General features: G+C 44.4%; 11 protein-coding genes. 9 read left to right on the top strand and 2 right to left on the bottom strand.

Annotation, left to right across the window (positions count from 1 at the left end):
• A complete protein-coding gene (locus MHH86_RS23395; RefSeq protein WP_076146039.1) occupies positions 1 to 1,935 on the bottom strand; it encodes a S8 family peptidase in 1,935 nt (644 codons plus the stop codon).
• A 316-nt stretch (positions 1,936 to 2,251) separates the two neighbouring features.
• Between MHH86_RS23395 and MHH86_RS23390 the strand changes: the two genes are divergently transcribed.
• The 6 genes from MHH86_RS23390 to thiI all read left to right on the top strand — a co-directional run bounded on the left by MHH86_RS23390 (position 2,252) and on the right by thiI (position 6,975).
• Entirely contained in the window at positions 2,252 to 2,749 is a 498-nt protein-coding gene (locus MHH86_RS23390) for a YpuI family protein (protein WP_036683764.1), read from the top strand.
• A gap of 165 nt (positions 2,750 to 2,914) precedes the next feature.
• A complete protein-coding gene (locus MHH86_RS23385; RefSeq protein ID WP_036683762.1) occupies positions 2,915 to 3,136 on the top strand; it encodes a DUF1540 domain-containing protein in 222 nt (73 codons plus the stop codon).
• A 12-nt stretch (positions 3,137 to 3,148) separates the two neighbouring features.
• Positions 3,149 to 3,559 carry a hypothetical protein gene (locus MHH86_RS23380; RefSeq protein WP_036683759.1) on the top strand — a complete coding sequence of 137 codons (411 nt, stop codon included), beginning with the start codon at positions 3,149 to 3,151 and terminating at the stop codon, positions 3,557 to 3,559.
• 187 nt (positions 3,560 to 3,746) lie between these two features.
• Positions 3,747 to 4,451: a lytic transglycosylase domain-containing protein gene (locus MHH86_RS23375; protein WP_038572880.1), complete on the top strand. Its 705-nt coding sequence runs from the start codon at positions 3,747 to 3,749 to the stop codon at positions 4,449 to 4,451.
• Positions 4,452 to 4,533: 82 nt separating this feature from the next.
• Positions 4,534 to 5,685 (top strand): cysteine desulfurase family protein, encoded by a 1,152-nt coding sequence (locus tag MHH86_RS23370; RefSeq protein WP_342479438.1) that lies wholly within the window; start codon positions 4,534 to 4,536, stop codon positions 5,683 to 5,685.
• Positions 5,686 to 5,694: 9 nt separating this feature from the next.
• Positions 5,695 to 6,975, top strand: coding sequence for a tRNA uracil 4-sulfurtransferase ThiI (thiI, locus tag MHH86_RS23365; RefSeq protein WP_232061544.1), 1,281 nt, complete (start codon positions 5,695 to 5,697; stop codon positions 6,973 to 6,975).
• A 66-nt stretch (positions 6,976 to 7,041) separates the two neighbouring features.
• On the opposite strand, the gene MHH86_RS23360 is transcribed toward thiI, so the two are convergent.
• A complete protein-coding gene (locus MHH86_RS23360) occupies positions 7,042 to 7,734 on the bottom strand; it encodes a TerC family protein (RefSeq protein ID WP_076098540.1) in 693 nt (230 codons plus the stop codon).
• A gap of 172 nt (positions 7,735 to 7,906) precedes the next feature.
• On the opposite strand from MHH86_RS23360, the gene MHH86_RS23355 reads away from it, so the two are divergent.
• From MHH86_RS23355 to typA, 3 genes are all read left to right on the top strand, one after another.
• A complete protein-coding gene (locus MHH86_RS23355) occupies positions 7,907 to 8,566 on the top strand; it encodes a TerC family protein (protein WP_036683728.1) in 660 nt (219 codons plus the stop codon).
• Between the two features lie 220 nt (positions 8,567 to 8,786).
• Positions 8,787 to 9,296 carry a hypothetical protein gene (locus MHH86_RS23350; protein WP_094902353.1) on the top strand — a complete coding sequence of 170 codons (510 nt, stop codon included), beginning with the start codon at positions 8,787 to 8,789 and terminating at the stop codon, positions 9,294 to 9,296.
• Between the two features lie 205 nt (positions 9,297 to 9,501).
• The gene (typA, locus tag MHH86_RS23345) at positions 9,502 to 11,343 is read left to right on the top strand and encodes a translational GTPase TypA (RefSeq protein ID WP_036683723.1); all 1,842 of its coding nucleotides are present in this window, start codon (positions 9,502 to 9,504) and stop codon (positions 11,341 to 11,343) included.
• Positions 11,344 to 11,415: the final 72 nt, after the last annotated feature.

The raw sequence follows: 11,415 nt of genomic DNA, 5'->3' as shown, positions 1-11,415 counted from the left end.
TTAAGGGGTGTTATTTGTTCTTTGTTTTAATTGATTCATTTGCTGGCGTACATGTTGAGGGAAAAGCTGCAATGGGACTTGATTGCCGCTTGCCGCTTGTAGCGTTTTATAAATATCGACCTGACCCCAGCCAAAATATTTATCATGGCCGGAAGTTCCCAGATCCACAGCGTTTTTGGTCATAAGGTCCATAACTTCCTTATTCGTCAGATTAGGATTTAATGAACGTACCAGACCCGCCAGCGCAGCGACATGGGGACTGGCCATTGACGTGCCGGATAAAGCGGCATATTGACTGTCCGGATAGGTGCTTGCGATGCTTTCTCCGGGTGCAGCGACATCAATATAATCGCCGTAGTTGGAGAAGGAGGCTTTTTCCCCTGAAGCATTTGTAGCAGCCACTGCAATCACTTCGGGATAAGCTGCAGGGTATCCAGGCCGCTCTGTATTATCATTGCCTGCTGCAGACACAAGCACGATGTCCCGGTCATAGGCGTATTTAATCGCATCATGAAGGAACTGAGAGTCGGCATAATTCCCTAAACTTAAGTTAATAACCTTTGCACCATTGTCAGCTGCCCATATGATACCTTCTGCTACGGAATAAGTCGTTCCGGCACCTGAGTTATCTAGCGCTTTTACAGGGAGGATCTTATTGTACCAGCTGATGCCAGCTACACCTTCCCCGTTGTTAACAAGTGCGCCAATGATTCCAGATACATGTGTACCGTGACCTACATCATCCTCGGGTGTGGAACCATTGGTAATGGCATTATAACCAGTTAAAAGCTTACCTTGTAAATCAGGATGATTAATCTGTACTCCCGTATCCACCACGGCCACAACCACTTCTTTGCTGCCTTTGGAAAGATTCCACCCTAGCTCGGTTTCAATCGCCGGGAGGTTCCATTGGTAAGTGGAGAATAACATGTCGTTAGGAGTGACAGTTCCTTCAGCGTTTTTAGTGATGGTATCATTGGTTAAATACATATAGTGAGGTTCCGTATATTCGGGATGCCATTTGTTGGTGAAATAGGATTTGAGCTGATAGTAGGTCATCTTCTCAGAGCGAAAGATATAGGCATATCCCAGCTTGCGTGGCTGCTTGCAGTGGATATCGGCGGTTATCGTCTGGAGCTGTCCTTGAGTCGGAGCATTTCCCTGAAAACGGACTACAATTTCATTCTCATAAAAATGGCTGGCATTTTCGTTATCATGGCCGGTCTTGACTGTAATGTCCTTTAAGTTATCGGTATGGACTGATTCCACATGGTATTTGCCTTCCTTAGGATACGGAATGAGACGCAGGTTCTTCAGCTGATGGTCTGCCACACGCCCAAGCACCTTTTGGTTAATAAGAGCAATAATCCCTACATTTTTCTGTTTGTTCCGCTGAGCGATAAAGTAATATTTTTCTTTACCGATTGTAAACGTTGGAGATTCATAGGATTGATGACCGTGGATTGCTGATTTTGCCGTATTGAGATATTTTTGAAGCTGCTTGTTCTCCTGTTCGGTTCCTTTTGGAAAAGATGACTTAAAGGTCTCAGTCTTTTGTGTGCGAAAATCGATCCACATCAGCATGGAGATAAACCCGTGGTCTTGCTGCAATCGTTTCGCATACACTGATTTATCATGAATCGAAGACATCCCGTCTGTTTCAGACAGGAGTTTAGTTAAATGTCTACTGACATCGACTCTATTCAGATGATCTGTCGCCTCCACATCCTGGCCTAAGGAGGTTTTCTTTAATGTTTTTTCCTGAGAGGGATTTGGAGGTGAATGCAAAGCTGAAGTTGGAGCCGGATTCTGAACAGCGACTTTAGCGGCATCTCTGGTCGTCCCATTAGTGGCAGGCCGCAGGGCAAAGGTAAGTAACCCAACTGTAAAAGCTGCTGTAACCAAACCTGCAACTGTTAGATTTTTTCGTGACATGATTTCCGCTCCTCTATGCAATGTAATGTCTATAGGTTTAGAAGAGAGCGTATCTTTTATGCATCTTAGAAAAGGATACCTTCCTAACGTTTTTTATGATAATATCAGAGAGAATAAGTATCTCGAATTGTCTTCTTGATTTTGTAAGAGATACCTCATTAGATGTTGTTCTTAATAATTGTTCAGAAGGTTAGACTTCTCTGTGTTCACATCCTGATATTGCAAGAATAAAGAGATACGTCCTTAGGGCGGTTTCTTTCAGAGGATTAACTTTATTGACTACAAGAGCAGGGAATAATAAGGAGGAGCAACCGCTATGTCAGCAGCCAATGTGCAGAAATTATGTGAATCGACGAGAGATAAACTTAAAGTGGTAATCGACAAAATGGAAGTATTTCTAAATGAGCATGCATTGCCTCAGCTTGTAGTTGAGGGAGATGAGGAAACTGTACAATTTTACCAAGGTTTTCTGTCCGATCTTCGTCATCTATTAGTGTTCTCGGAAATGTCATATGAGAAATTAGGCGTTGCGCTGCGTCGTGCGACATTCGATGAATCTTTTGCACAGAAAGCGCTTTATAATGTATATCACTATGGCGTGAACAACTTCTTTTATCCGAAAAATGAAAGCTATTCTGAAGATGGCCGTTACGCTTATACTGGTCAGGATGCAATCCGTTTCCGCAAAAAGCCAGTACGTCCCGCACGTGATATCATCCTAGAAATCACCAAAACGTATGAAGATCTTCGCGATGATCTCATTTATTATGAGAACGACTATTTGACCGAGAAACGTATGCAAAATCAGGTTTAACTTCTAAATAGTGATCTAAAGGGATCAGCACTTTGTCATTTTGTAATGACGATGAGCTGGTCCTTTTTTGCGTGGATTGAAAGCCTGTCTCGATACATCAACTGGAAACCACTCTGTCGAATAGCGGGTAAATGGAGCGGACATAATGAAGCCGAGGTGATAATTATGTCGAGTGAAAAACCATTAGTAAAATGTAGCGTGAGCAATTGTCATTATTGGGGTGAGCATAATTTATGCCGGGCTGAAGAAATTGTCATTGAGATCGATAAGCACGTAGGCAATGGTTATAAGGAAGAATATGCTGAAGAAATGACGAATGAAGGTCACCGCGATCATGCCAGTACATCATCTGCAACATGTTGTCTGACGTTTAAGCCGAACGCTTAGGAGGCCGCCAGAATGGACACAGAAAAGGATAATGAATCAAGCTCATCACGGGAACAATCCGTTCCGAGAAAAGTCATTCTTCGTCCGCGGAGAGTGGACTATCCTCGTCGGGACAGAGAGCATCGCGAAGAATACGCTGCTGAGGTAAATCCGGTTCCAATGCAGGTACGGGATGCCCCGCGTATAGTGGAAGAGCGCAAGGACAGTGAAGCGGAATATAGTGGAAGCCGGGTAATGGGGTATGTTGGACTGGGGATGGGAATCGCCTCATTGTTCATCTGGTCCTTTATTCTCGGACCCATCGCTGCCGTAGTTGGTTATTATTCCTATGTCAAAGAGCAAAAAACGCTTGGGGCATGGGCAATGGGCTTAGGGATTGTTGCGACACTAAGCTACTTCGTGATGATTCCCTTTGCGCGCTAAAAAGAACTGAATTGCTTTGATCTAAACAGGCTTTTAGACCTAAATATCAGGGTCTGAAGTCTGTTTTTTCATTCCAACATATAGCAATAATCTCAGATAAAATGTAAGATTAAGCCGTAATTCATCGAAATTTCAACGCGAAACCTTATATATGATTCGAGTAGGACAAAAAAAGGAGTGCGCCAGCATGCAGATCAATCCCGCTGTAACCGACGGGTTAGGGCAGCTTAAATGGATCAACCTTAAGGCTACAACCGAAAAAACTAGCTCCGCGAATGGAAATGAACGGTCAACGGGAGTTTCCGCTTCTGGATTTGCGACAATGCTTCAGGCAATGTCAACGAGTAGTGAAAGTTCAAGCTATTTGACCTCTCTCCCGGATGCAACTTCTGTCAGCAGCTTGTTATGGCAGCAGATAGGTGGGACAACAGAAACCTTCAATAACATAATTTCCGGGGAAATAACGGGTTCCACACCTACAAGCTATGATGATCTCATCCAGAAGGCGAGTGCTAAATATGGCGTGCCGATTGATCTGATCAAAGCAGTGATTGATACTGAATCTTCGTTTAATCCTAATGTGGTCTCTTCGGCAGGGGCTAAAGGTTTAATGCAGCTTATGGATGGCACCGCGAGCGGCTTAGGGGTTACTGATTCGTTCGATCCGGCGCAAAACATTGATGGCGGCGTACGTTATTTATCTTATCAACTGAAACGCTTTGGCGGAGAGGAAAAGATGGCACTTGCAGCGTACAACGCAGGGCCGGGACGGGTAACAGATCTTGGAGTAACCAATGATCAGGAATTATTGGAGAAACTTAGCCTGCTTCCAAAAGAGACACAGTCTTATATCTTCAAAATAGAACGCGCTCGCGCTCAATACGCGGTATAATAAAAAGGATCAAACGGGAAACACCGTTTGATCCTTTTTCGATAATAAGTTCACTCAACGAAGTAAAGGAGACATTTGACATATGCTTTACTGGGATTATGCCGCCGCTACACCGCCCTATGAAGAAGTGGTGCAGACGATGGAACAAATTATGAAGCTGCATTATGCGAACCCTTCCTCTTTGCACCGTGCGGGCAGTGAAGCGGGTAAGCTGATCAGACGGTCGCGTGAAGTATGCGCTGCTGCTTTATCTGTACAACCGCAGGAGATTCTATTTACTTCTGGTGCAACGGAAAGCAATAATTTGGCGATAAAAGGCGCTGCTCTGCAATATCAGTCTAGAGGCCGCCATTTGGTAACTACAGAAATAGAGCATCCCTCTGTATATGAGAGTTTCCTGCAATTGCAGCGAATGGGCTGGGAGGTTACTTTTGTAGCACCCGATAGCACTTGCGTTGTTGATCCTGAGCGCGTAGCTGCTGCTGTCCGGCGCGACACAGTGCTTGTTAGTGTGATGCATGTCAATAACGAGATTGGAACGATACAACCGCTTAAAGAGATGGGTAAGCTGATTAAAGCTGTGAATCCGCGAACCTTATTTCATGTAGATGGTGTTCAGGGATATGGTAAGCTTGCAGTTGATCTAAAGGATTGGCAGGTGGATCTTTATAGCCTGTCTCCTCATAAGCTTCGAGGCCCACGTGGAGTGGGATTACTGTATATCAAAGATGGAATTAAGCTATTCCCATTGCTTACAGGGGGCTCTCATGAAGAAGGACAACGCGCTGGAACTGAAAATGTACCTGCGATTGTCGCATCCTCCAAAGCTATCCGCATGAGTGGTGAGCAGCGCGAAACCTTCGTTGCCCAGTTGGTTCCACTCCGAGATCGATTATTACGCTTCTTGCGCACCGTTCCTGAATTTGTTATAAACAGCAGAGAGGATGGAGCTCCCCATATTGTGCATTTCTCTTACCCTGGCATGAAGGGAGAGGTATTCGCCCGCAAGCTGGAGGAACTGGGGATGGTAGTCTCCACCCGCTCGGCTTGCTCCTCACGACTGGCTGAGCCTAGTCGTGTGTTATTGTCTATGGGTAAAGATGTCTCCAGTGCTTTAGGTGGGATTCGTATTAGCCTTGGCGACAGTCATACAGATGAGGATGTCTCTGCGCTTGAGCAAGCATTAACCACTGCGGTACAAGCTTTAAAGATTGCTGAAGGAGGAATGAAGTAACAAATGAGCATGATGAACAAGGAATCTGCAGAAGGCAGAGCCCATAGTATAGAATACGCTGATATGCTGCTCCTGCGTTTTGGGGAGTTTACTTTAAAGGGCAAAAATCGTACCCGATTTGAAAAAACCGTACTGCGTCATGTGAAGGAATTGATTAAGCCTTATCCAAACGTAGTTCTGAGCAAGGAATTCGGAAGAATTTACGTGGAACTGAACGGGGAATCTGCGATTGAATTGGTACAAGCACTGAAGAATGTCTTTGGCATTGCTTCTGTCAGTCCAGTGAAGGTTTCTAAGTCAGAGCTTGAGGATATTGTAGCGGTAAGCCGTCAATTTTTGGAGATAATCGCGCCTGCTCCGGGCACCAGATTTAAGGTTAATGCTCGGCGGGTATGGAAAGAGTTCCCTTACGGCTCCATTGAGATGAATAAACTGATCGCGACACCACTATTGCAAGGATATCCTGGCCTCACCGTAGACGTTAAATCGCCTGAATTAGAGCTGAGGGTCGAAATTCGTCAGGGACATACTTATATTTTCTGTGAAAATATTGCCGGTGTAGGTGGATTTCCATTAGGCACTAACGGAAAAGCGATGTTATTGCTGTCCGGTGGCATTGATAGTCCCGTAGCAGGCTGGTCATCCATGCGGCGCGGACTTGAAGTGGAGTGCGTGCATTTCTACAGTTATCCTTATACAAGCGAGCTTGCTAGACAAAAGGTTGTGGATCTTGCGCGAGTATTGTCACGTTATGCGGGTGTAATCAAGCTGCATCTGGTACCCTTTACAGAAGTGCAGACTTCCTTTACCGGCATCGGCCAGGATAATCTGATTATTACACTGATGCGGCGGGCAATGCTGAGAATTACTACCCAGCTTGCGGAGCGCGAAGGTGCATTGGCGATTGTAACCGGGGATAGTCTGGGACAAGTCGCTAGCCAGACCTTGCCAAGCATGAACGTGATTGGCCGGGCGACAACCCTCCCCCTTCTGCGTCCGCTGGTAATGATGGACAAAAGTGATATCGTGGACCTGTCGAAGAACATCGGCACCTATGATTTGTCTATCCTTCCTTATGAGGATTGTTGTACTTTATTTGTTCCAAAATCACCTACAACAAATCCGAATTTACGGATTGTGGATAAGATAGAGGCTACGCTTCCGGGATATTCTGAACTTCTGGAAGCGGCGATTGAAGCCACAGAGACCGTGTTAATCACTCCTTATGGAGATGAGAAGCCTAGTGATGTTGTAAGTGTCGAGGCGGGATTACAGGAAGAATGGTTCTAAAATAATAAACCAAAAAACTGCCTTGAAGTGTAGTGAAATCTACGTTCTGAGGCAGTTTTTTGTGGTTTAGACGATTGTGCCCTCCTGAGGCTCTTCTGGTTTTGATTGGCGTTTCCAATGTCCCGCTGCCAAGATACCTATAATGATCACGATTATAAACAGATATTTGAGCAGCGGATGATGATCAAAAAATGGCGCAAGCTGATGTTCATCCGTCATCATACTTGAAGCAGTAAAACCTAAGACAGCAGAACCAATATAAATGATCCATGGATATTTGTTGATTAATTTAATAAAAAGGGTACTTCCCCACACAACGATGGGGACACTGATCAGCAGTCCTATGATAACCAGTGAGATATTATGCTTGGCAGCTCCGGCAATGGCGATCACATTATCAAGGCCCATGGCAGCATCAGCTAAAATGATTGTACCTACAGCGGACCACAAGCTTTGACCTGCCTTGATATCTGTTGAAGTGTTCTCACTGGTTAACAGCTTATAGGCAATCAGAATGAGTAAAATCCCACCGGCAAGCAGTAACCAGGGGATTTTCAACAACCATACGACCAGAATCGTTGCGAAGATCCGCAACACTACAGCGCCTGCTGTTCCAAATACGATAGCCTTTTTTTGCGTGTCGGACGGTAAATTACGCGCTGCAAGTCCGATCACAATGGCATTATCTCCCGCCAGAATAAGATCTAGAAAAATAATGTTGAGCAGCGATAATATAAACTCCCAGATGGATGTATTCAAAGCGAAGTCACTCCCAAGTTTTGTTAGATTGAGCTTCAAAATATGCTTAGTTTTGTATACGCAAAAAAAGGAGCCAACATGCGTTCACGCTCAAAAAAAGTTGGACAGGAAGCATAGCTTGTCATTTCCGAACATACAAGTAGTTACATGTGACTCGGGGAGGTAAGTGCGAATGGATTCATTATTGCTCCTTGGTGAAATATTGATGATCAATCTGGTGCTGAGCGGAGATAATGCAATGGTTATCGCAATGGCCAGCAAGGATCTTTCGGCGAAGCACCGAAAGACTGCGGTATGGTGGGGCTCAGCAGGCGCAGTTGTTCTGCGGTGTTTGCTTACTTTTGTTGCGGTATTGCTATTAAAAATCCCTTATATTCAGGCTGGAGGGGGGATGCTGCTGCTATGGATAGCGTTCAAGCTGCTTTTGGAGGAAGAGGAGGATCTCAGAGTAAGGGAATCATCCTCAGTCTGGAAAGCAATCCGAACGATTCTTGTAGCAGACTTCATTATGAGTCTGGATAATGTACTAGCCATTGCAGGAGTAGCTAAAGGAGATTTGGCTTTAATTGTCATCGGGATTGCCCTTAGCATTCCGATAGTAGTGTGGGGAAGCGGCATCATTGTAGGCTGGCTGCATCGGTTTCCAGTGCTCGTATTTATCGGTGCTTATATATTGGCGTTTACAGCAGGGGATATGTTGCTTCAGGATGCAAAATTAGGGACGATGCTCTCCTTTTTATTCCCCTCCTTACATTCCTTTTTGCCCATTGCCTTAGGCATATTAGTTGTGGTTACGGGAGCAATTAAACGCAGAAAAACATCTGCAGGTTAATAAACTGCAATAAAAGGCAATACTAAACGGACATCTCCATAAATTGGAATTGTCCGTTTTTTTTGCGCGATCAGAAGTGCTTATAGACACTGATTAATCACAGGGAGTGATGGCATTTTGTGTATGTTTCGGATAATATATGAGTAAGAATCCTGTCGCTTTCAGGCTATAAGGTGACGAGGAAATGAGGTAGACGTGAAATTGAAGGGATGGGTGAAGGATGTCTTCAAAGAAAGATATACAGCTAGGAATTTTTATTGTTGCTGCTGGCATCGTGATTTTATTAGGTAAGCTGGGCGTCTTCGGATTTTTGGGCCGCGCGCTTTGGCCTCTAGTGATTTTAATTCCAGGAATAGTGCTGCACATGTTATTTTTCAGCCGTCGTGCTTCGGCCTCGGTATTGGTTCCTGCTGGGATATTAACGGTGTACGGTTTGTTGTTTGGCCTTTGCAATATTTGGGGATGGGGGCTTATGAGTAACTTATGGCCTGTGCTGTTGCTTGGTCTTGCCGTGGGCTTGTATGAATATTCTATCTATGAACCAAGACGGACGGGTGGACTGTCAGCAATTGCTGTAACATTAGGCTTACTAAGCCTTGCACTTTGTATTTTCAGCCTTATGGGCACCGGCGCGATCTACCTGATCGGGATTGTATTAATAGCTGCAGGAATTTGGCTGATTACCGGTCGAGGCAGAGCACGTGGCCGGAATAGATGGTACCGAAGTTAATTGCTGTAGGATCTTGTGAAAAAAAACGGAAATTGGTAACTGTTTTTTCATAAAAAGACTTGCTTTTCATGGTACTTTCACTATAATATTAATGTTATGTTGAAGCGTCGGCTTTCTGCCTGGCGCTTCTTTTGTGAGACTGCCGTGACATGCTATGAATTTTAACAGTTTTAATTTGATAAATGAGAGGATTTGGATACAAATCATGCATTCAAGAAAAGATATTCGCAACATTGCGATCATTGCCCACGTTGACCATGGCAAAACAACACTCGTCGATCAGCTCCTTCAACAATCGGGGATCTTCAGCGCCCATGAGCACTTGCAAGAACGTGCTATGGACTCTAATGATATCGAGCGGGAACGTGGAATTACAATCCTAGCTAAAAATACAGCAATTACTTATAAAGAGTTTTTGATCAACATTGTGGATACACCTGGACATGCTGACTTCGGTGGCGAAGTAGAACGGATCATGAAAATGGTTGACGGTGTATTGCTGGTTGTTGATGCTTATGAAGGCTGCATGCCGCAAACGAAATTCGTTCTGCGTAAAGCATTGGAACAAAAACTTACACCGATCGTTGTCGTGAACAAGATTGACCGTCCAGCTGCTCGTCCTAAGGAAGTTATTGATGAAGTGCTCGATTTGTTCATCGAACTTGAAGCAAATGACGAACAATTGGAATTCCCGGTTGTTTATGCATCTGCTCTTAATGGTACATCAAGCATGGATCCTGAGAAACAAGATGAAACGATGCTTTCGCTCTACGAAACCATCGTTGAACATATTCCAGCTCCAACCGAAAGTGTTGAAGAACCGCTTCAATTCCTCGTAACGTTGATGGATTATAACGAATACTTGGGTCGTATTGCGATTGGACGTGTTAACCGCGGTGTGATCAAACAAGGTCAATCTGTAACAGTTATTATGCGTGATGGTAAGAGCAAAACTGCACGTATCGAGAAATTGTTCGGCTTCCAAGGTTTGAAACGTATTGAAACAGAGCAAGCGGGCGCAGGGGATATTGTTGCTATTGCAGGGATCAAGGACATCAACATTGGTGAGACCATTGCTGATCCTGCAAACCCTGAAGCACTTCCGGTTCTGAAGATTGACGAGCCAACCATGCAAATGACATTCCTAGTGAATAACAGTCCTTTTGCTGGTAAAGAAGGTAAATGGGTAACTTCCCGTAAACTACGTGAGCGTCTCTTTAAAGAACTTGAAACAGATGTGAGCTTGCGAGTGGAAGAAACTGATAGTCCTGACGCATTTATCGTTTCTGGACGCGGTGAGCTTCACCTTGGTATTCTGATCGAGAATATGCGTCGTGAAGGTTACGAAATGCAAGTTTCTAAACCACAAGTAATCATTAAAGAAATCGACGGTGTCAAAATGGAGCCGCTTGAGCGTCTAATGATTGATATTCCAGAAGAAAGCATGGGCTCTGTTATGGAGAGTCTGGGTACTCGTAAAGCCGAAATGGTCAATATGATTAACAACGGTACGGGTCAAGTACGTCTGGAGTTCCTGATTCCTGCACGTGGTTTGATTGGTTACAACACTTACTTCTTGACTTTGACACGCGGTTACGGCGTTATGAACCATGCTTTTGACAGCTACGCTCCACTGGTTGCTGGTCAAGTTGGCGGACGTCATCAAGGTGTGCTTGTAGCAAGTGAGACTGGATCAACAACTCAATACGGAATCGTGGGTGTTGAGGATCGTGGTATTCTCTTCTTGGATGCAGGTACAGAAATTTATGAAGGTATGATCGTAGGTGAGCATACCCGTGATAACGATATTATCGTTAACATCTGTAAGGAAAAAGCACTTACCAACATGCGTACCTCAGGCAAAGATGATACTGTAAAAATGAAGACACCACGCACCTTCTCTTTGGAAGGCGCACTTGAATATTTGAACGATGATGAATATTGTGAAATTACACCTAAATCCATTCGTTTGCGTAAAAAGATTCTGAACAAAGGCGAACGCGAACGTGTAGAGAAACAACGTAAAACAGCACAAGCCAACGCGTAAACACATGCTTATGAATAAGACCGCCGGATTATTGCATCCGGCGGCTTTTTTTAATATAAGAAACAAAAAATT

This window comes from Paenibacillus sp. FSL F4-0097 (genome assembly GCF_038593125.1).
Taxonomy (GTDB): domain Bacteria; phylum Bacillota; class Bacilli; order Paenibacillales; family Paenibacillaceae; genus Paenibacillus_AQ; species Paenibacillus_AQ odorifer.
Note: the sequence above shows the minus strand (reverse complement) of the source record. Positions and strands in the feature narration are given on the sequence as shown.

Excerpts from the sequence above, each read along its gene's own strand:
- MHH86_RS23395 (WP_076146039.1), bottom strand. The coding sequence starts at position 1,935 with ATGTCACGAAAAAATCTAACAGTTGCAGGTTTGGTTACAGCAGCTTTT.
- MHH86_RS23390 (WP_036683764.1), top strand. The coding sequence starts at position 2,252 with ATGTCAGCAGCCAATGTGCAGAAATTATGTGAATCGACGAGAGATAAA.
- MHH86_RS23385 (WP_036683762.1), top strand. The coding sequence starts at position 2,915 with ATGTCGAGTGAAAAACCATTAGTAAAATGTAGCGTGAGCAATTGTCAT.
- MHH86_RS23380 (WP_036683759.1), top strand. The coding sequence starts at position 3,149 with ATGGACACAGAAAAGGATAATGAATCAAGCTCATCACGGGAACAATCC.
- MHH86_RS23375 (WP_038572880.1), top strand. The coding sequence starts at position 3,747 with ATGCAGATCAATCCCGCTGTAACCGACGGGTTAGGGCAGCTTAAATGG.
- MHH86_RS23370 (WP_342479438.1), top strand. The coding sequence starts at position 4,534 with ATGCTTTACTGGGATTATGCCGCCGCTACACCGCCCTATGAAGAAGTG.
- thiI (WP_232061544.1), top strand. The coding sequence starts at position 5,695 with ATGATGAACAAGGAATCTGCAGAAGGCAGAGCCCATAGTATAGAATAC.
- MHH86_RS23355 (WP_036683728.1), top strand. The coding sequence starts at position 7,907 with ATGGATTCATTATTGCTCCTTGGTGAAATATTGATGATCAATCTGGTG.
- MHH86_RS23350 (WP_094902353.1), top strand. The coding sequence starts at position 8,787 with ATGTCTTCAAAGAAAGATATACAGCTAGGAATTTTTATTGTTGCTGCT.
- typA (WP_036683723.1), top strand. The coding sequence starts at position 9,502 with ATGCATTCAAGAAAAGATATTCGCAACATTGCGATCATTGCCCACGTT.